Genomic DNA, 20,709 nt, shown 5'->3' with positions numbered 1-20,709 from the left:
AGCCCCACTGAGTTACACTTTGGCTTTGTTGGTGTTGCGTTTAGCCTGATATTTAGGATTCATCAGATTTTCAACTGAGAGAATGTCATCGAGTTCTTCAACCGTTAACAAACCGCGTTCGAGTACCACTTCACGGACATTTTTACCCGTTTGGGCGCAAATCTTGCCTATGATGTCACCTTCATGGTGGCCGATGATTGGGTTAAGGTAGGTCACTATCCCGATAGAGTTCATCACATGGGCCATGCAGATCTCTGGATTTGCTGTGATACCTTCAACGCATTTTTCACGTAGAGAGATACAGGCATTGCCCATCAAACTGAGCGACTCAAACATCGCCTGTCCAATCACAGGTTCCATTACGTTAAGCTGTAATTGGCCTGCTTCGGCGGCCATAGTGATAGTGATATCATTGCCGACAATCTTAAAGGCAACCTGATTGACGACCTCAGGGATCACAGGGTTAACCTTGGCTGGCATGATGGAGGAACCCGCTTGCAGCTCAGGAAGATTAATCTCCTTCAGACCAGTACGTGGACCCGATGAAAGTAAGCGTAGGTCGTTACAAATCTTGGACATTTTAATCGCCATACGCTTAATTGCACTGTGCAGCATAACGTAGGCACCACAATCGGATGTCGCTTCGATTAAATCTTCCGCTGGCACATAGGCGCGGCCAGTAATGTCTGCCAGATACTTAATGGCTAATGCAGAATAACCGACAGGCGTATTGAGCCCTGTACCAATGGCGGTTGCGCCTAAGTTCACTTCTAACAACAACTCTTGGCAACGCTTGATGGACTTAATTTCTTCTCGCAATGTAACTGCAAAGGCATGAAACTCTTGGCCTAAGGTCATAGGCACGGCATCTTGCAATTGAGTGCGGCCCATTTTTAAGATGGTTTTAAACTCTGTGGCTTTAGTGTCGAAAGCGCTGATAAGGTCGGTTAATGCATCTAACAGAATATCGGTACTGTTGATGACCGCAATACGGAAACCTGTTGGATAGGCATCGTTAGTCGATTGGCATTTATTGACATGGTCATTAGGGTTGATGACATCGTAACGGCCTTTTTCAAGCCCCATGATCTCCAGTGCAACGTTGGCTAATACCTCATTGGTATTCATGTTGACCGAAGTACCTGCGCCTCCTTGATAAACATCGACCGGAAATTGATCAACAAATCGACCCGTTGTGAGTATCAGATCGCACGCTTCAATAATTTTGTCAGCGATTTCAGGACTTACAGCGCCTAATTCACTGTTAGCCATGGCAGCGGCTTTTTTTGTTAGCATCATGCCACGGACTAATTCAGGTACATCGGAAATTTTTTGATTACTCAGCTTAAAGTTTTCGATGGCACGCAATGTATGTATGCCATAATAAAATTCATTGGAAACTTCTTTCGTGCCCAATAAATCTTCTTCGATCCGTACGCTATTAGTATCTTTCATTTCGATCCTATTAAATCCAATTAATAGTAAGATATATCTCCGAGTATTGAGTTCTGGATGTGTACAATAAGTATACGTAACACATCAAGAATAACTCATCGAAAACATGAAGGAGAATCGTCTCCTTGACTATCGAAGTAGATCTTAACGCTTTGGCAATAACAGGATTAGGATGGTGATCACTTAACTGTTTGAAATAGTGTATTTCTTTTGTTTCTTAGATAAGTCTCTCAACTCGGATCACTAGTGTGAGCCATTACTTTTTGATGCAAATTAGCTATAGATTTGTTATTCGTTAACCAATCGGCGACATATTTATTCAAGTGTTTTTAAAATTAAATAAACCATACGATTTTTAATTGTTACTGCGTCAATAGCGAATAATCATTGATTAGTTAAATCTACTCAATAATAAATGCATTGTGTTTTCCTTAAAGTTTAAATAATCAATTAGATAACGCTAAATCTGTTATTTCATTTTAGTGAGAGCTATCACAGTGAGGCTTAGACAATAGTGCACACTGTGGGCGTTTATTATTAATCAAAGGATGTAAGCATGAATTTTCCAATGCGTAAGCTTTTGCTCTCGGTCACTTTAGGGTTATTTCTCTCCTCCGCGGCGCAGGCGCTTCCACAGGTACGTATTATTGCCACGGGTGGCACTATTGCGGGAGTCGGACAATCGGCTACTGAGTCTAACTATCAGGCTGGTGAAGTGGGCATTAGTAGCTTAATTGCGGCCGTGCCTGAAATGAAACAACTTGCCGATATTCAAGGTGAGCAACTGGTTAAAATCGGTTCGCAGGATATGAACGATAAAGTTTGGCTAGCCTTAGCCAAGCGCATCAATCTGTTATTGGCTGATAAAGATGTCGACGGTATCGTCATTACCCATGGTACTGATACCTTAGAGGAAACGGCGTATTTTTTAAATCTCACCATCAAGAGCGATAAGCCTGTAGTACTGGTTGGGGCAATGCGTCCATCAACTGCCATGAATGCCGATGGCCCGATGAATTTGTATAACGCAGTCGCGACCGCCGCTAACCTCGAATCTAAAGGTCGAGGCGTGTTAGTGGTGATGAACGATACCGTATTGAATGCCCGCGATGTGACTAAGACTAACACTACAGGTGTACACACTTTTGCCGCGCCTAACTTTGGCCCGCTTGGCGTTATCCATAACAGCAAGATTGAATACATGGGCAAAACTGAGCGTCAACATACAAGGCAAACGCCTTTTGATGTTAGCAAACTCGACAAGCTGCCACAGGTAGGGATTGTCTACAACTACGCTAATGCCAGCGATTTACCTGTCAAAGCTATGGTTGAAGCGGGTTTTGATGGCATAGTCAGCGCCGGTGTAGGTAATGGTAATATTTACCACTCAATATTTGACACCTTAGCTAAAGCGAGTCAAAAAGGCACCTTAGTCGTTCGCTCTAGTCGAGTGCCCACAGGCGCAACCACGCTTGATTCTGAGATAGACGATGCTAAATATGGCTTTATCGCAGCAGGTAATCTTAACCCGCAAAAAGCCCGCATTTTACTGATGCTGTCGTTAACGCAAAGCAAAGATCCACAGCAGATCCAACGTTGGTTTCAACAGTTTTAAGATTCAACTGCGTGATAAAACAAAAGCCCTGCGAATATTCGTAGGGCTTTTGCATTAATGGCTTACCTGTGAAGTGGTTTTTTCACGAGGCCATGAGCCGAAATATCTAAACTTTGGTGTGATTTTTAAAGCCAAAATTGTGAGGGTTCAACTCAGATTTTCAATCAAGATATTGCTCTATTACTAGATTGGCGAAAAGGCTTCGCCAATTAAGCACTCAATATCTCGCAAATATATGCATACCATTCCACAGTAACCATTAAATCCACAGCTGTTTCAGCTTCCTTCCTCGCTCATTATTTTTCGGCATATTCTGACTATATATCAAGGCGATAAACTATTTTTAGTACGGCATAAGGTATTGATTTTGTGACTTAAAGTGCTTTAGGTACTATAGTGAAAGCTTATTTTATCTGAAACATAGGTGAGCGCTTCCTAGGTTTCTTGTTTGATTTTGGGGGCAAAGTGCGAATTTTAATGAACAATTTCAAGGTAATTAGTTTTGTGCGTCAGTGGTTACTGCTGGCGCTTTTGAGTATGGCGTTGCCACTGCAGGCGAGTGAAGATCCGCTGTGGATGGGAACGACAGGCTTGCCTATGAGTGAGCGGATCCATACCGGTGAACTTGCCAATGGTATGCGTTATTTATTGGTGAGCAATAAGACACCGGAGCAGGCGGTGATAGTGCGGATGCGGGTGGATGTGGGCTCTTTGGTGGAATCAGATACCGAGCAAGGGTTAGTTCACTTTCTTGAACATATGGCCTTTAATGGCTCGACGGGGTTGGCCGCGGGGGAGATGATCCCTACTTTGCAGCGCCTTGGCCTGAGTTTTGGCGCCGATACCAATGCCGTGACAGAGTTTCAGCAGACGGTCTATCAATTTAACTTGCCGAGTAATAGCCAAGATAAAGTCGATACCGCTTTGTTTTTAATGCGAGAAATTGCCAGTAATCTATTACTCGATCCTGCGCTAATTGAACGTGAAAAAGCGGTGGTGTTGTCTGAGCTGCGTGAACGTAGCGGTGCGGATCTTGAGAATTACCGTCATCAATTACAGTTTTTAATGCCAAACACATTGTTGTCAAAGCGCTTCCCCGTGGGTGAGGCGAACAGTATCAGTAATGCCAATCGCGAGACGTTGCTGTCTTTATATCAGCGTTTTTATACGCCCTCACGCACCACTTTAATTGTGGTGGGTGATATCGAGGTAGCCGCGGTAGAACAAAAGATAAAAAAACAGTTTGCCAGTTGGAAAGCCGCGCCTTTGGCCGCTAAAACCAAGGAACAAGCTATTGGTACTGTCGCAGAGCGCCAAAGTGTCGATGCGGCGGCATTTTTTGATCAAAGTCTGTCAACGTCAGTTTCCCTTGGCATGCTAAAACCCATCTCAGCGATTACCGATAGCCCTGCTGTGCGGGAGCTGGAAATGTTGCTCGAGCTTGCCCACGGCATCTTGTATCGCCGTATGGAGTCGCAATTACTGCATAGCCAAGGTTTATATGGTGTAAACCTGCAGGTTGGGCCGCAGTTTGATATTGCCTATGGCACACAAATGAGCCTAGGTACGCAGGAAAATAACTGGCAAGAGGGAATCGCACTCTTGGAGAAAACCCTGCGTCAAGCAAAAGAGTTTGGTTTTAGCCAACAGGAAATTGACCAGCAAATCAAACGTATGCATAAGGGATATCAGCTAAGTGTCGCGGGGAGCAGTACTATTCACAGTGTGAATATTGCCGAGAGTCTAGTGTATTCGGTGGCGGGCAATCGCGTCCCTGTCGAACCTGATTGGCAGCTCGCATTTTTTGAAAAAATAATGCCAACAGTGACACCGCAAAAGCTAAGCCAAGTGTTTAATCAAACATGGAACGCCACGCCGTATTTGTATCTGACCAGCAATAAGCCCATTGAAAATGCTGAAAAACAGCTTATCGCCAGCTACGAGAAAAGCCGTAAACAAGCGGTGAGCGCACCAGCAATCAAGGCGATTGATGAGTTTGCTTATACTCAGTTTGGCGAGCAAGGCAAGTTAGTGGCCGACAGTCAGGATAAGGAAACGGGGATTCGCCAACTGCAATTTGCCAATGGCGTGCGCCTTAATCTTAAGCCTACCAACTTTAATAAAGGCACCACATTGGTCAGCCTAAACATTGGCTTTGGTGAAGTGCCATTCCCTGAGTTGGATGGTTTGTCTTATCTGTTTAACAGTGCGTTTGTGCAGGGGGGACTCAAGGCCCATGATTATGACAGTCTGCAGGATATTTTTGCTGGACAAGATATTTCCATCAACTTAGGCCTGCGTGAGCAAAGTTTTGGCGGCGAGATTAGCACTAATGCCGCAGAGCTACGCACGCAGCTTGGCTTAATGACGGCTTATTTAATTGAGCCGGGTATGGATAAGCAGGCTGAGCAATTGTTTCGTGAACAAGTGATTGCCGAGCAACAAAGTATTCATAGCAACCCACAATCTGAGTTTTCTAATCAGTTTGCCCGTATCTCCCATAATGGTGATAAACGCTATGGTTATGGTGAGCCTGAAGAAATTCTCAAACGTCACTTTGGAGAATTAGCGCCGAGTTTCCATTCGGCCGTCGAGCAAGGGGCGATTGAACTCGCTATTGTGGGCGATTTTGACGAAGCGAGTGCCATTGCTGCTGTGGCTGAAACAATTGGCGCCATTAAGCGTAGCCCTATTGCTAATGCTCAGTCGATAGTACCTGTGTTTCCGAAAGTGCCCGTTCAGAAAACATTAACGCATTATGGTCAACTTGATATGGCGGCACTTGCCATGGTGTGGCCTACAACGGACATGACTCACTTGAGTCAACACGCGGGATTGGGTCTGCTGGAGCAAGTGCTAAGCATTCTATTAACGGAAAACGTGAGGGAGAAGGCGGGCGCGAGTTATTCGCCATCGGCCTTTTCTTACAACGATTTCAATGCCAGCGGTTATGGTTACTTAGGTTTGTTTAGCGTGACGACTCAAGCCATGTTGCCAACGGTTGCCGAGTATTTCACCGCCGCAGTTAAGCAAGTTAAAGCGCCTTCGGGGATCAGTGAGGATTTGCTTAATCGAGCCCGTCAACCTGTGCTTGAGTGGATGCAAGCTGCGCCGCAAACCAATGGTTTTTGGTTAGATCTCACCTCAACTGCCCAGAGTCATCCCGGTCGTTTTGCTGCTTTTAAACAAAGGCAAGCGTTAGCGCAGCAGATGACAGTTGCAGAACTTAATAAATTGGCGCAGCAATATCTACAAGATGATAGCCGTTTAATGATCCAAGTCCTGCCTGCACCGCCAGAACCTCAGCAATGAGTGTTGGTCTCATAGAATAGTAGACTGATCATTCACCGACATATCCCCTGTGGTCGCAAACCGCTGGGGATATTTTTCTACCCCTGTCCTCCTCTATCTTCTTTTACCAACTTTTATTTCACGTTCGTGGTGTTATGCCCACCCATAGGTCGTCAATGGAAATACCTGTTGTCGAAAATGCCACTCACAGATCTGTGCGAGTGAAACTAGGCTAGGCGCAACTTATGTGTGAGATGGCTAATGGGGTGAGGTATATGTTTCGATATCTATTGTGCAGTTTTTATTTACCGATCTTCCTCAGGTGTATTTACGCCGCGATCATCCCGCCTCGCAGGAAGAGTGAAATATAGACACCTTTCTTAAATATTCGCATATCAATATCTTGTGGGAAAAAAGCGAAACTTGGGCCTTAGATGATGTGCTTATTGAGCTTGGGTTAAGCCGTAATATTGTGCTGACCTTGGCCAGTTTTGAGCAGTCACTGTTTGTCGCGGCAGAGCCTCACCACAGCATGATGGCAATTACGCCACAATATTGCGAACAATATGCCCGCCAATTACATCCTGACTTAGTCAGTCGCCCTATTCCGATAAGTGGCGAATATCTTGATAAACTCGCGATCCCTTTTACCTTGATTTGGCATAAGAGAAACAGCCACAACCCCAAAATCACTTGGTTGCGAAGCAAGATAAAAGCGATTTATCAACAGCGTGCGCATGATTAAGGCTGTTATTTACTGCATTAACTTGTTTGGGTAATACCCAATTGCTGACAAATATGTTGGATACAAAGTTCTCGCTGTTGGCACCATAGCCCGTAGCTGACGGGGATAAGTTTAATGCCCGCGCGCTGTAAGAGTTTATACAGTTCAATATTGAAAAAGTCCGCCCATGGCCCTGGGTAACCGATTAAATCTATTGCTAAATATTGGTTACCATAGCGGCACAGAATATCCAGTTCTAGCCCCGCCATATGGTAGGCGCGCCAGACTGTTATGCCTTTTGCTTCAATCGCCAGTGCCACTGACTGGCCGAAGGTATCGAGGGAATCGACATAATTGTGTGCCGCTTGAAATTGGCCCGCCGATGCTAAGTAAGTCGCTAGTAAATTATTGTTGGGGAGCTCATGTGCTTGTACCGACAAAAATAGCCACTGCATCTGTTTAGCGCGGGTGATGGCGACATTGAACATATCAGCGTGATTTAAATACACGGCGGCGCGGCTGTCGTTGGCCGTAATGCTAAACGACAGCAGCATAATATCGCGCTCTTCCCCTTGGAAACCAAAGGGCGTGGCAATCCGTAATTGGTGACGCTCGAGTTGTTGTGCGCTAAAGCGCGCGAGGATTTGCTGGGATAAATACTCCGTCTGATTGCGAAAACAGGAGAGTACACCAATGCTGGAAGGCACTAATACATTATCTTGTTCATCAATCAGTTGAGCTAACTTTTGAATTAATGCCTCAGCTTCTATGGCGTTAATTCCCTTACTATCACGGCTGCCAGTAACGTGGACTCTGTGTAAGTGCCCTGAACTCGTGCAGGGTCTGTGCTGCATAATCTTCAGCATGCCTTGATAAAACTGCTGATTACTAAATTGGATCAGCTCAGGTTTACTCCGAAAATGCTCATTTAAAAATACCACTTGGGATTGGCTCGCAAGGGATTGTGACACTAAGTCGAGCATACTGGCATCACGGTAGCTCATTAGGCCGCGACAATCCGGGGCGAGTCCGAGTTGGGTCTGGATTTGGGTTTGTTTTGCGCGGGATAAAAAAGAGAAATGGCGCAGCTGTTTACTGTCGCCCACCACCAGTGCCGCCTTTGCTCGCTGCAAGGCCGGTAAACATGCGGCAATATTGGCTTGGGTGGCTTCATCAATAATCACTAAATCAAACATTTGCTGCTCCATGGGCAGCACTTTATGTAAGCTGGCAAGGCTCGATAACCAAATGGGAAAGGTTTGTTTTAAGGCATCAAAATCCGTCTTGTAGAAACCGTCGAGTTGCTTAGCGGATTGCCGGGCGCGTAACGCACTGGCAAAACTCACCAGCGTACTGCGCTTATTTTTGAGTAATTGGTTTAATCGATAGTGAGTGGCCAATTGTAAGTATTTGAGGCTTAAGTCTTCTTTTTGCGCGATGAGGGCCGTTAATTTATCGAGTTCATTCCATTGCTGGGCAAACCTTTTTATACCTGCACGGTAAGCCCAGTTGTAAAATCCTAAGCGCCAACGGGATTGTCCTTGTTGTAAGGTCGCCAGTTTTTGGCCGCGACGTATGGCATGTCGGCAATGACGTATAAAGCCCGCTTCCATTTTGACTTGCTCGCGAGTCACGGTATTAAGTTGCTGTTTTGCATTGAGTAGCAACCTATCCGATACGGCTTCATCTGATGCAGGGTGCTGACCATGGAGCATTTCATCAATCTGGTTTTTAAGGACTTTTATAAACTGCGGCGAGCCAGCTCGAATAAGACTGCTCCCAAGCTGGAATTGTTGCTGTAACTTGTCGGCAATGACATCAACAGCAACATCGGTATGGGCGACGATAAGTACCGATTTACCCCTTAATACCTGCTCTGCTGCCACAGTGGCTATGGTGTAACTCTTACCTGTTCCCGGTGGGCCTGAGATCTGCCCCAAAGTATGATTGGCCGCAATCTTTAAGGCCTGAATTTGCGCGCGGCTTAACAGCCCAGGAAGATAAGCCTCTTGCGTGTTTACACTGGCGCTGATTGATGTTGTTTGTTGTGTTTCTGCGAATAGCGCTTTAAGTGGTGCTGATGGTTCAGGCGCTGTCATTAGTTTGTCGAGTTCGTGCAAAATGCCCCGACTTGCGATCGAACGTTCTGCCAAAATGATTTGGCTTCGACTAACAAGAAACTGCCCACGTTTACGGCATAAGCTAGTGAATTCAGCCTCATCGATCAGCTTGGGAAAATGCAATAAGTGACTGGTATCAACATCGGCTTGGCCCGCCCGCAGCCAAGATATCCAGCCACTGACATCCGTTGGATTATCGCGTAAATCTTGGCTTAGGCTATGTCCTTCAACGACTAATTTTTCTAATAGAGCTTCATTGATAGTGAATGGTCCGCTGCCAGCTAGAGTGTTATTGCTCTCTAGGTAGAGATTATCGCCGTCAGCCTGTAATTGGCATTCGCGGTACAGCAGTGGCGTCACGACTTTACGTTTTTCGCCATTAAGGTCGACTGTGCCGCAGAAAAACAGACAGCAGTGCAATAATACCTTTTCACGTAAATACAAAGCGCTACGTGCTAGTAATGCACTGGCGGGAGCAAATGGCACTGGCAAGCGGGGTAGGAAGCCACTGCTTAACTCGTCTTCATGTTGGAGTAATAGCTGATCTTGCTCGGCAAGCTTGTGGCTAGACCAGAGATTGATTTCAGCACTATCGTGTTGAAAACATTGTTTGTAGTAGTTGAGAATCCCTTGCAAATCCTATCCATCCCAAAGGCTTAATTGGCGATGCGAGAGTAACCTAATCGCATTAGTCGAACAAGGTTTGTACCGTCTGAGGATAGTTTATCCATAGTCGCTTTAAGCCTAAAAGAGAGGTGTTCGATAGATCAGCCATTTTCCACTGGAGCAGAATTTTTGAGAGGCGAGCAAAAGTATCAGCAACCGCATTTGTATCAATTAAGGGCCTGAAAAGTGTGGTTTGTATCACTTCTTGCTTTGTTATTGAAATGTTTGTTAAGTGTTTGAGTTTGTAAAATATTTGCTTTTGTTTTTAGTGGAAATGGCCATTGTTGTCATTGTATAACTGCGTAGATTGAACTGAATTTTTGTCTGCTAATGAGGGAAACAATGATAAAAAGTAAGCTAAAGGGATTCGCTGCGGTGGCTGTTGCCTGTTTAGCGGTAACGGCATGTGGCTCAGATGATAATAATGAAGAGGGCACAGATCAAAATGCCACCTATGTGCAATTCTATAATGCTTCAGCTGGAAGCACTGCTACTGCACTCAAAGTTGCCGATAAAACCTATGAAAGTGTGATCTATGGGGACACTATGCCGCGATTTACGTCGACGGCTGGCGTAACTGCGATTGAAGTGATGGCTAAGGATGCCTCTGATAAAGATATCTCTATTTATAAAGAAAATATCGATTTGAAAGTTGCAACGGACCATTTCTTTGTATTACATGGTGATTTTACCGAACCTAAATTACTTAATATCAACTATTCTCGCACTGAACTCGATAAGCTCAACGAAGTGGCTGAAAACAGTAAAATGCAGCTCTTGATTGCCAATACTGCTGTACATGCCCAAGCCTTTGACGCTTATGTTTCTAAGTCGACCCAAACCTTTGCCGATGCTGTGATGTTAGGCAGTGTGGCTTACGGTGAAGTGTCGCAGCCGCAAGTGATGGATACGGGTGAATATAAGGTTTACCTCGCACCAGCGGGAACAACCAATGTTTCTTATACAACTGCGAACATTAAATTCAGTTCTAAGGTGCCTTATAAGCTGATCATCCGCGAAGGTTTTGGTGCTTCGGATTCAAAAATTGCCTTGGACAGTGTCGATTCAACCACCAATGTTCGCAACCATGTGGCATTAGAAGCGAGTGTCGATTATCGCGTCTTTAACGGTTTAGGTTCGCACATTATCGATGTGAAAGTGGCCAGCAGTAAGCAAGATACTCTGTTTAGCGAAGTGCCATCTTTTGGGGTGACTAGCTATCAAGGTGCTGAGTTTAATGATTTTGGTGTGAGTGTGTTCGACCACGGTACGCAAAATAAATTGCTCGATAATGTGCTTATCACCCTGAACCAAGATGAGATTAAAACCATCTTCATCTATGAGCAAACGACCGAGCAGGGCAGCCAAGTGAAGGCGATGGAGATGAAGCAAACTCAGACTCCAAGTCCCTATAGCTTTAAGTTCGACATTGTGAGTTTTGCCGATAAAAGCAATCTAACCGTGTATTTCTTAAAGGCAAATGACACGATTGAAACGGCTGTAAATAAGATCACCGCAGTCAATCCAGCGAGCCCTCAGTCAGTGACTGTGCCAGCTGGTGAATATTCTATTAAGGTTATCGCTGTGGAAAACGGTACTAAAACCGTTGTCTATGCATCCGATTTAATGGATTTCAGCAATGAAGATAATGTGACTATGGTGCTGAATAAAGATCCTTCTACTAGCTTTGGTTATAACTTGATTAAGATCTAACCGCTAAGGTGAGTGAACTTAGCTAATACAAGAGCGCTACTTAGGTAGCGCTTTTTTTGCTGTTTTTTTGTGCTCGTTTTAGTGGGCTTAGTAGATTGAGCATTATTGTCTTAGCATTCACTTTTTATTGATTGTGGCTGCGGGGTTAATGTAGGCTGATCGGCAAAAATTAAGCCGAGCATTGCTGTTGTGTGAATAACGCGAGCAATATAGGAAAAGGAGTTCACTGTGATGAGTAAAGGATTTAAAGACGGCCATTTCCAAATTGGTGAAGGCAGTATTAGCGGCACTATAGCGTGTATGTTAGCGATATTATCGTTTCTGGGTGTATTGGCGTTTCATTTTCCCGAATATCTCACCACTCCAGAATTACGCCAAAGCTATAATGTCGATGTTATTCGCAGCTTGATATTTGTCGCCTTAGTGGTATCGGGCAGTTTAGGTTTATTGAATTTTATTCGAAATAAAAATAAGCGTTTCGGCTTTGTGGCTTGGGTATTTGTGAGTTTAGCGATTGCCTTTGGTGGTCATCAAGTTGAGGTCGAGCCTTTTGCTAATCATAAGGTCTCACTGGGTTTAGATTGGTTTATTTTAGACTTATTAGGCTCAACCTTAATTTTCATTTTTATCGAGAAATGGCTACCCCATAAACCAGAACAAGCAATATTGAGACCCGAGTGGCAAGGGGATTTAAACCATTTTTTGGTGAATCACTTAGCGATTGGATTTGTATTATTGGTGGCAAACCAATTTGTGCAGTCGACCTTTTCTTGGGCAATTTCCAGCACAGTGCAAAGCTTTATCGCGGATCTTCCCTTTGCGTTGCAACTGTTGTTGATTTTATTGGTCGCCGATTTAATGCAATATGCGGCGCACCGTGCCTACCATGAAATTCCTTTCCTGTGGCGCTTCCATTCGGTGCACCATAGCGCGAAACATTTAGATTGGTTGGCTGGTTCAAGGCAACATATGTTTGAGTTGATTGCTACCCGTTGTTTAGTGCTCACGCCGATTTTTATCTTGGGATTCTCCAAAGACATCATCAGTATTTATGTGATTATCGTTGGCGTGCAGGCGGTCTTTAATCATGCCAATGTGCAGGTTAACTTTGGCTGGCTACGTTACTTAATTGTCAGTCCGCAATTCCACCATTGGCACCATGCTTCCGATAAGGCGGCAATCGACCGTAACTATGCTGCCCATTTTTCTTTTTTAGATTACCTATTTGGGACTGCAGTTCGAGGTCAGAAAGAGTGGCCAGAGCAATATGGTGTCGTGGGCGATTACATGCCTGTTGGCATGTTTAAGCAGCAATTGTATCCCCTTGGTTTAGCGAAGAAAGACACAAAATAATGGCACTGCAACTGGAATGGTTTGTTTTGGAATGATTGTCTGGGAGTATTTGTTAGGTCAACTGAGTTGTAACGGTTAACTTTGACACCGGGATAGAAACAAGCCCAACACAGCGCTTGGGAACCGCGCTTTGTTGGGCTTTTTGCTGTTCAAACTACAATCGTTATTCGGAAATTTTCAGTTCTTGGCCTGGCTTAATAATGCTTTTACCATTGAGTTGGTTCCACTTCATTAAATCGGCCAGTTTAACCTTATTCTTACGGGCGATTTTATCCAGCGAATCACCAGATTTCACTTTGTAAGTGGTCGCTTTTACTGCAGGTTTATCGGCCGATGTTGAGGTAGTCGCTTTAGCTTTGGTCGACGACTTATTGCTCACTTTTTTATCTGTCTTCGCCTTGGTTTTAGTGGGTTCAGGCTCATTATCATTGCCCGCCATTGGCGTTAACAGTGTGAGCTCTTGGCCGATTTTTAGGCGGTCCGATGTCAGATTGTTGGCCTGTTTTAATGCTTTCACTGACATATCAAACTTGGCTGCGATTGTGCCTAGGCTATCACCAGATTTGACGATATAGCTTTGGCTGTCATAGCGTTTTTGAGCGTATAGCTTGTCTTGATTTTCCTGATAATGACCTATGTTTTCCAGCGGTAAGGCGATTTGATATTTGCCTTTGCTGGGGATTACACCTTGGCGAAAGCCTGGGTTATAGGTTTTAAATTCTGCTTTGCTGAGCCCTGCTGCATTAGCAATCTGGCCAATATCTACGCCATTAGGTGCTGGCACTCTTTCCAAGAAAGGGCGGTTAGCAATAGGGGGGACTTTTAAACCGTAGTGGTTGGGATTTCGAATAATCTGAATAAATGCCAGCCACTTAGGGACTGTTTGTACTCGCTTAGCGGGGATACCCAGTGACCAAAAGTCCGTAGGTTTGCCCTTGGCTTTGTTTTTATCAATGGCGGCTTTGATCACTAGCTCACCGGTATTGTAGGCGGCGACGGCGTTGATCCAGTCTTTGTCTAAGGTGTCGTATAGGTGCTGTAGATAGTCGAGCACTGCATCGGTTGAGGCCAGCGCATCTTTACGGCCATCGTAGGCAGAATTCACCGTTAAGCCAAAATTACGTCCAGTAGCAGGGATCATTTGCCACAGTCCTGCGGGGCCGTTAGCTTGTGCTAAAGGGTTATAGCCACTTTCGACTATGGGCAATAACGCCAATTCTAATGGCATGTTACGCGCTTCGAGCTGGCTGACTATGTAATATAAAAATGGCTCGGCGCGATCGCCAACCTGATTCATAAATTTTTGTTTATCATCGAAAAAGTTACGCTGTTTACGTAGTTCGGCATCATCATGGACGTCAATGGTATTGGCGTGTTGGATCTTTTCCCACACGTCGCTGTACTGCTCAACCACTGCGGGTGGCGTTTGATGCTGTTGTGGCGAGTGGTCGTTATCGTTACTGACATCACTTGCTGTGGCATTGAATTCAGTGGTTGATGGGCTTGCTGATGTTGTAGCGCAACCGCTCAGTAGGGCTATTAGCATGGCAAGCATAAGCACTGTAAAAGAGTGCGTTTGGCGAAAATGTGTCCGCATGATTGTCCTGTGATGAGTTGACTGGGCATTCCATATTGGTGCACATGCTAATCTGTTTTCGAGTTTCTGGATAGCTCCCCCAAGTTTTACCTATCGTATCAAAGTTGTCTTAAGGCCGATTGTGCCGCCCTTTGATTGCAGATCCTGCGTTTAGCTTTGTCGATTTATACGCTACCATAGCCGCGATTTTTTCATTAACTTGGGTAGCAAAGTGCAGACGTTAGCGCAGTTAAGGGCAGGGCAGTTACAAGGGATTACACGTTTACAATTGGTTGAGGATTTAACCGAGTTCCCGCGGGAGATTTTTGATTTAGCCGATACCCTCGAAATCCTCGATTTATCGAATAATCAACTGAGCACTTTGCCCGAGGATTTACACCGCTTATCGCATTTAAAGATAATTTTCGCCTCGAATAATCGCTTTGAACATTTGCCTGAGGCATTAGGGCGCTGCACAAATTTAGAGATGATTGGCTTTAGGGCCAATCAAATCAAAACAGTGACTGCTGCGGCATTACCGCTGCAAACCCGCTGGCTCATCCTAACCGATAACCTCATTGAGACATTGCCTGCGGCCATGGGCGATTTACATCGTCTGCAAAAATTAGCTTTAGCGGGTAACCGTTTAACAACCTTGCCCGAGTCGATGGCCAATTGCCGCAACTTAGAGTTAGTGCGTTTATCGGCCAATCAACTCCACGCACTGCCAGCTTGGTTACTCAGTTTGCCCAAACTGACTTGGCTCGCCTTTGCGGGAAATCCATTCAGCCATACCTTAGTCGATCCCCACGCCGATGTGGCCACAGTGGCGAATGTGACTCTGGGTGATATCAAGTTGGCTGAAAAGCTTGGCGAAGGGGCTTCTGGGGTCATTTATCGAGGCGATTGGTTGAATCAAGCCATGATAGCCGCGACGGGGGCGGCGCAGATTGCGGTAAAACTCTTTAAGGGTGAAGTGACGAGCGATGGTTATCCTGCTGACGAGTTAGATTGCTGTCTCACAACGGGTGATCATCCCTGCCTTATTAAGGTCGTGGCGCACATTAGCCAAAAAGATCAATTGGGTTTAGTGATGGAACTTATTCGACCAGGGTTTAGTAACTTAGGGTTACCACCAAGTCTTGTCACCTGCACTCGCGATACCTTTAAAGACGGTAGCGAATTTCGCCTTGATGAAGTCGCCAAAATCACACACCAGTTGGCCGATGCGATGGCGCACATGCATGCTAAACAAGTAAGCCATGGTGATGTCTACGCCCATAATATTATGGTTAATCAACAGATGAGCTTATTGTTTGGGGATTTTGGTGCGGCATCAAACTTACGCAATCTATCGACAGCAGAACGCTTAGCGATAGAAGCTATTGAAGTGCGGGCGCTCGGTTGCTTGATTGAAGATCTGTTGGCCTATGTGGATGCATCGGCCTATGTGAGTGCCTCGATTGGCCCTCTGTACTACACACAGTTGAGTGCGATTAAAGACGAGTGCATGCAGTTAGATGTGGCTCAGCGCCCCTGTTTTGCAGACGTGAAAAAGGCCATCGGAGCCCTATTAAAAGGTAAATAGTGGCTTGCTAATAGGCTGGCTCTACACTTGTTTCAAGTTTGCTGTATTTTATGGTTGTTTGTGTGATTTAAGTGCTCACTATTAAGTTTATCGTTAAGTTATTGTTTTGTTTGGTTGTGTAACCGAGTTTTTACTGGCACTGACTGGGATTAAGCCTATAGGCTGTATACCCAAATAACCTCAAATTGCTGAAACAGGCACTTTGGGGGGACTTGGTATTAGTTTTGGGTTCAATCCGGTTTGCTGTTGTCGGATAGGATGTCCGTTGAATAGTAAGAACGATAGGTTTGCATACTATGTTTACACGAACGCTGTTTATACAAAGAGTAACTGAACGAGCACGCAGTGCATGCGATATGTCATTAAAAAGCCATCCCCATCATCTCCCAAAGGCGCCCTTATTCGCGCCTTTGCCGTTTCTACTGGCGAGTGTTTTCGCTTTAGCCCCTATGGCCGTGATGTCGGCGGACAAGGTTGACATTATCCCTGTGACGGTCGAGGCCGTTAAAGAAACGTCCTTTGCCGATGTAGTGAATGAAGTCGGTAAAATCAACGCTATCGATTCAGCCACACTGAACTTTAATGCTAGCGAAAAAATTAGCGCGATTCATTTTAGTAACGGCGACAAAGTGACTAAAGGTCAAGTGATTGCCGAGCAGGACAACATTAAAGCCAAGGCTGATTTAGACAAAGCCAAGAGCACCTTAGCACTGGCTAAAACTAAGCTGGAGCGTATCGAAGACTTACTGATTAAAGAACCCTTTGCGCTTGCTAAGCAAGATGTGGATGAGCTACGGGAAAATGTGAATCTGGCCGATGCAGATTTTCGCCAGAAACAAGCCACCATGAACGATTACCTGATCAAGGCTCCCTTCGATGGTCAGTTGACCAGCTTTAGTCAGTCTATCGGCAGTCAAATTGGTGCTGGTACGGCCTTAGTCACCCTCTATAGTTTAAATCCGGTCGAAGTGCGTTATGCCATCAGTCAGAAGGATTTAGGCAAGGCGCAAAAGGGCCAAAAGGTGAATGTGACTGTTGAGGCCTATGGTAATAAGGTATTCAAAGGGTTAGTTAACTATGTTGCCCCAGCGGTAGATGAAAGCTCAGGACGGGTTGAAGTGCATGCCGCCCTTGAAAACCCTGAGTTTAAGCTTGCTCCTGGCATGTTCGCCAACATCAAGCAGTTCTATAGTCTAGGGATTAAACGTCTATTAGTGCCGCAAAATTCGATTATTGCCAATAACGATGAACGTTTTGTCTGGCTAGTGCAGGGCGATAGCGTAGTAAAACAAGTAGTTAAACTCGCTCAAAATACAAATGACGGTTATGCCGTCGTGACTGAAGGTTTAGCCGAAGGCGATTTAGTCGTTAAAACGGGTATGCAAAACCTCAAGTCCGATAGCAAGATCAAAGTCGTGCAGGATAGAAACACTGGAGATAAAGCGGCAACATCAAGCGCTGATAAAGGTGCTGATTCAGGCGCTACTCCAAATATTGAGGTGGCTGAATAATGCGTTTACCCGAAGTCTGTATTCGTCATCCTATCTTCGCCTCCGTACTCAGTATTATGGCTGTGTTACTGGGCTTGATTGCCTTTCAAAAACTCGATATCCAATACTTCCCTGAGCATACCACCCACTCGGCATCTGTGAATGCGTCGATTGCAGGGGCGAGCGCCGATTTTATGTCGAGCAACGTGGCCGATAAGTTGATTGCTGCGGCTTCGGGCATAGATAAAGTCGATACTATGTCGACCGACTGTAGCGAGGGGCGTTGCTCATTAACGATTAAATTCAATGATGACACCAGCGATATTGAATACACCAACTTAATGAACAAGTTGCGTAGCAGCGTCGAAGGGATTAACGATTTCCCCCAGAGCATGATAGATAAGCCCACAGTCACCGACGATACCTCGGCCACGGATTCGGCCAGTAATATCATCACCTTTGTGAACGCGGGTGGCATGGAAAAGCAGGCTATGTACGACTACATTAGCCAGCAGTTAGTACCGCAACTCAAACAAGTTCAAGGCGTTGGTGCCGTTTGGGGGCCATATGGTGGCTCACAAAAGGCGGTCAGAGTCTGGCTCAATCCTGAGAAAATGAAAGCGCTGAATATTAAAGCTGCCGATGTGGTGGGCACGTTAGGCTCTTACAATGCCAGTTTTACCTCGGGTGCGATCAAAGGTAAGTCGCGGGATTTCTCGATTAACCCTCTGAATCAAGTTGAAACGCTTGAAGACGTGAAGGATCTGGTGATTAAGGTCAGCGAGGGTAAGATCATCCGCGTGTCCGATGTCGCCGATGTGGTGATGGGCGAGGAAAGTCTGTCGCCGAGTATGTTGTCTATCGGTGGACATAGTGCAATGTCATTGCAGATTTTACCGCTGAGCAACGCTAACCCAGTGACAGTGGCTTCGAACATTAAAGCCGAAATTGCACGCATGCAAAAACATTTACCCCAAGGCTTAGAAATGAACTTGGCCTACAACCAAGCTGATTTTATTGAAGCCTCCATCGACGAAGGGTTTTCTGCGTTGATTGAAGCAGTGATCTTAGTTTCGCTGATTGTGGTGTTATTTTTGGGTAGCCTGCGGGCGGCATCGATCCCCATTATTACCATTCCCGTGTGCGTGATTGGGGTGTTTGCTGTGATGTCGGCGCTCGGATTTAGTATCAATGTGTTGACTATTCTGGCGATTATTTTGGCCATTGGCCTGGTGGTGGATGATGCCATTGTGGTGGTCGAGAACTGCTATCGCCATATTGAAAACGGTGAAACGCCTTTCAATGCGGCGATTAAAGGCTGTCAGGAGATCATTTTCCCTATCATTGCGATGACGTTAACGCTCGCCGCCGTGTATCTGCCGATCGGATTAATGTCGGGCTTAACCGCCGATCTGTTTCGGCAATTCTCCTTTACCTTAGCAGCGGCCGTGATGATCTCTGGCGTGGTGGCGTTAACTTTGTCGCCTATGATGAGCGCTTATCTTATCAATACCACTGAGCAACACCCTAAATGGTTTAGCCGAGTCGAGAATGCGCTGCAGCAGTTAAATCATTTGTATATCAATGAGCTGAATAAGTGGTTTTTCCGCAAGCGCTTGATGTTTGGTGTGGCTGTGGTTTTGGTGGGTCTTGCGGGTATTGCTTACTGGCAATTACCCAAAATACTCTTGCCTGCGGAGGACTCCGGCTTTATCGATGTGGCGTCTAATGGCCCTACCGGTGTCGGTCGGCAGTATCATCTCAATCACAATGCTGAGCTTAATGGCGTGATGGACGATCATCCCGCGGTTGGGGCTAACTTGTCCTATATCGAGGGAGAGCCAGTGAACCATGTGCTACTCAAACCTTGGGGTGAGCGCAGTGAGGGTATAGATGATGTGATCAGCGACTTGATTGCAACATCAAAGGAAAACGTTTCTGCTTATAACATGTCGTTTAGCATTCGCTCAGCAAATAATCTCAATATTGCCAATGACTTGCGTTTAGAGCTGACGACCTTAGATCGGAATAAGGACGAACTCAGCAAAACCGCCGCCAAAGTGCAAAAGTTACTCGAGGATTATCCTGGCCTGAATAACGTAGGCAACTCAGTGCTTAGGGATCAACTACGCTACGATCTGTCTATCGATCGCAACGCCATTATCCTTTCAGGTGTGAGTTATGGTGATGTCACTAATGCGCTTTCTACCTTTCTTGGCTCAGTGAAGGCGGCGGACTTACATGCTACCGATGGTTTTACTTATCCTATTCAAGTGCAAGTAAACTTAGACAAACTGAGTGATTTTAAAGTGTTGAATAAGCTGTATGTCACTTCTGAATCTGGGCAAGCACTGCCATTGTCGCAATTTGTGTCGATTAAACAGACTACGGCAGAATCTAACATTAAGACGTTTATGGGTCTTGATAGCGCTGAATTGACGGCAGATATTATGCCCGGTTATTCAACTGATGAAATCAAAACCTACTTAGATGAACAATTACCGACATTGCTTAATGATGCCCAAGGCTTTAAATACAATGGCGTGGTGAAGGATCTTATGGATTCGCAGGCGGGCACTCAGTCGCTATTCTTGCTGGCATTGGTGTTTATCTATTTGATTTTGGCTGCGCAGTTCGAAAGTTTTGTCGATCCCTTAATTATCTTACTGACAGTGCCCTTGTGTATTGTCGGTGCGTTATTGACCTTAGCCTTGTTTGGCCAGAGTGTGAATATCTATTCGCAGATTGGTTTATTAACCTTAGTGGGGCTAGTGACTAAGCACGGTATCTTGCTGGTGGAGTTTGCCAATAAGCAACAAGACCAAGGTTTGAGTGCGATTGAGGCGGCGCGAAGCAGTGCCAAATCTCGTTTAAGACCGATTCTAATGACGTCTTTAACCATGATTTTAAGTGCGATTCCTTTAGCCTTGGCATCGGGACCGGGCTCGTTAGGGTTAGCTAACATAGGTTTAGTCTTAGTCGGAGGTCTGTTAGCGGGCACTTTCTTCTCGTTATTTGTAGTGCCTGTGGCCTATGTCGCTATGGCTGAATTGAAGGCCAAGGATGTGCTTGCTAGACTGCGAAGTGCTTAAGTTGAGTTTTATGCGCTGGGTTTATC

Annotated in this window: 11 protein-coding genes; 8 read left to right on the top strand and 3 right to left on the bottom strand. The window is 45.4% G+C overall.

All coding sequences use genetic code 11. The annotated features are described in order from the left end of the window. Positions 1-12: 12 nt before the first annotated feature. The gene (aspA, locus tag L5M11_RS07185) at positions 13-1,455 is read right to left on the bottom strand and encodes an aspartate ammonia-lyase (RefSeq protein ID WP_263191747.1); all 1,443 of its coding nucleotides are present in this window, start codon (positions 1,453-1,455) and stop codon (positions 13-15) included. A 556-nt stretch (positions 1,456-2,011) separates the two neighbouring features. Here aspA and ansB point away from each other — a divergent pair. From ansB to L5M11_RS07170, 3 genes are all read left to right on the top strand, one after another. Further along, entirely contained in the window at positions 2,012-3,070 is a 1,059-nt protein-coding gene (gene ansB, locus L5M11_RS07180; protein ID WP_263191746.1) for an L-asparaginase 2, read from the top strand. A gap of 477 nt (positions 3,071-3,547) precedes the next feature. Continuing rightward, entirely contained in the window at positions 3,548-6,382 is a 2,835-nt protein-coding gene (locus tag L5M11_RS07175; protein ID WP_263191745.1) for a M16 family metallopeptidase, read from the top strand. Positions 6,383-6,764: 382 nt separating this feature from the next. Further along, entirely contained in the window at positions 6,765-7,106 is a 342-nt protein-coding gene (locus L5M11_RS07170) for a LysR family transcriptional regulator (protein ID WP_263191744.1), read from the top strand. A gap of 17 nt (positions 7,107-7,123) precedes the next feature. On the opposite strand, the gene L5M11_RS07165 is transcribed toward L5M11_RS07170, so the two are convergent. Then, the gene (locus L5M11_RS07165) at positions 7,124-9,841 is read right to left on the bottom strand and encodes a DEAD/DEAH box helicase (protein WP_263191743.1); all 2,718 of its coding nucleotides are present in this window, start codon (positions 9,839-9,841) and stop codon (positions 7,124-7,126) included. A gap of 372 nt (positions 9,842-10,213) precedes the next feature. On the opposite strand from L5M11_RS07165, the gene L5M11_RS07160 reads away from it, so the two are divergent. Together L5M11_RS07160 and L5M11_RS07155 are read left to right on the top strand one after the other, a co-directional pair. Beyond that, entirely contained in the window at positions 10,214-11,584 is a 1,371-nt protein-coding gene (locus tag L5M11_RS07160; RefSeq protein ID WP_263186114.1) for a DUF4397 domain-containing protein, read from the top strand. A gap of 231 nt (positions 11,585-11,815) precedes the next feature. Then, complete coding sequence (locus L5M11_RS07155; RefSeq protein WP_105251349.1) at positions 11,816-12,937, top strand: sterol desaturase family protein; 1,122 nt, start codon at positions 11,816-11,818, stop codon at positions 12,935-12,937. Between the two features lie 163 nt (positions 12,938-13,100). Here the strand turns inward: L5M11_RS07155 and L5M11_RS07150 are convergent, their stop codons facing one another. After that, complete coding sequence (locus L5M11_RS07150; RefSeq protein WP_263191741.1) at positions 13,101-14,534, bottom strand: LysM peptidoglycan-binding domain-containing protein; 1,434 nt, start codon at positions 14,532-14,534, stop codon at positions 13,101-13,103. A gap of 211 nt (positions 14,535-14,745) precedes the next feature. Between L5M11_RS07150 and L5M11_RS07145 the strand changes: the two genes are divergently transcribed. The 3 genes from L5M11_RS07145 to L5M11_RS07135 all read left to right on the top strand — a co-directional run bounded on the left by L5M11_RS07145 (position 14,746) and on the right by L5M11_RS07135 (position 20,683). After that, positions 14,746-16,101 (top strand): leucine-rich repeat-containing protein kinase family protein, encoded by a 1,356-nt coding sequence (locus tag L5M11_RS07145; RefSeq protein WP_263191740.1) that lies wholly within the window; start codon positions 14,746-14,748, stop codon positions 16,099-16,101. Positions 16,102-16,397: 296 nt separating this feature from the next. Beyond that, the gene (locus tag L5M11_RS07140) at positions 16,398-17,612 is read left to right on the top strand and encodes an efflux RND transporter periplasmic adaptor subunit (RefSeq protein WP_317629709.1); all 1,215 of its coding nucleotides are present in this window, start codon (positions 16,398-16,400) and stop codon (positions 17,610-17,612) included. Continuing rightward, complete coding sequence (locus L5M11_RS07135) at positions 17,612-20,683, top strand: efflux RND transporter permease subunit (RefSeq protein WP_263191738.1); 3,072 nt, start codon at positions 17,612-17,614, stop codon at positions 20,681-20,683. The genes L5M11_RS07140 and L5M11_RS07135 overlap by 1 nt, the downstream gene beginning before the upstream one ends. The last annotated feature ends 26 nt before the right edge of the window (positions 20,684-20,709 follow it).

The organism is Shewanella sp. SM87 (genome assembly GCF_025653705.1).
GTDB lineage: Bacteria > Pseudomonadota > Gammaproteobacteria > Enterobacterales > Shewanellaceae > Shewanella > Shewanella oncorhynchi.
The sequence above is the reverse complement of the archived record's forward strand: the minus strand, read 5'-3'. Positions and strand labels throughout refer to the sequence as shown.

Coding starts and splice junctions, on each gene's coding strand:
- L5M11_RS07140 (WP_317629709.1), top strand. CDS start 16,398: ATGTTTACACGAACGCTGTTTATACAAAGAGTAACTGAACGAGCACGC.
- L5M11_RS07150 (WP_263191741.1), bottom strand. CDS start 14,534: ATGCGGACACATTTTCGCCAAACGCACTCTTTTACAGTGCTTATGCTT.
- ansB (WP_263191746.1), top strand. CDS start 2,012: ATGAATTTTCCAATGCGTAAGCTTTTGCTCTCGGTCACTTTAGGGTTA.
- L5M11_RS07135 (WP_263191738.1), top strand. CDS start 17,612: ATGCGTTTACCCGAAGTCTGTATTCGTCATCCTATCTTCGCCTCCGTA.
- L5M11_RS07155 (WP_105251349.1), top strand. CDS start 11,816: ATGAGTAAAGGATTTAAAGACGGCCATTTCCAAATTGGTGAAGGCAGT.
- L5M11_RS07175 (WP_263191745.1), top strand. CDS start 3,548: ATGAACAATTTCAAGGTAATTAGTTTTGTGCGTCAGTGGTTACTGCTG.
- aspA (WP_263191747.1), bottom strand. CDS start 1,455: ATGAAAGATACTAATAGCGTACGGATCGAAGAAGATTTATTGGGCACG.
- L5M11_RS07160 (WP_263186114.1), top strand. CDS start 10,214: ATGATAAAAAGTAAGCTAAAGGGATTCGCTGCGGTGGCTGTTGCCTGT.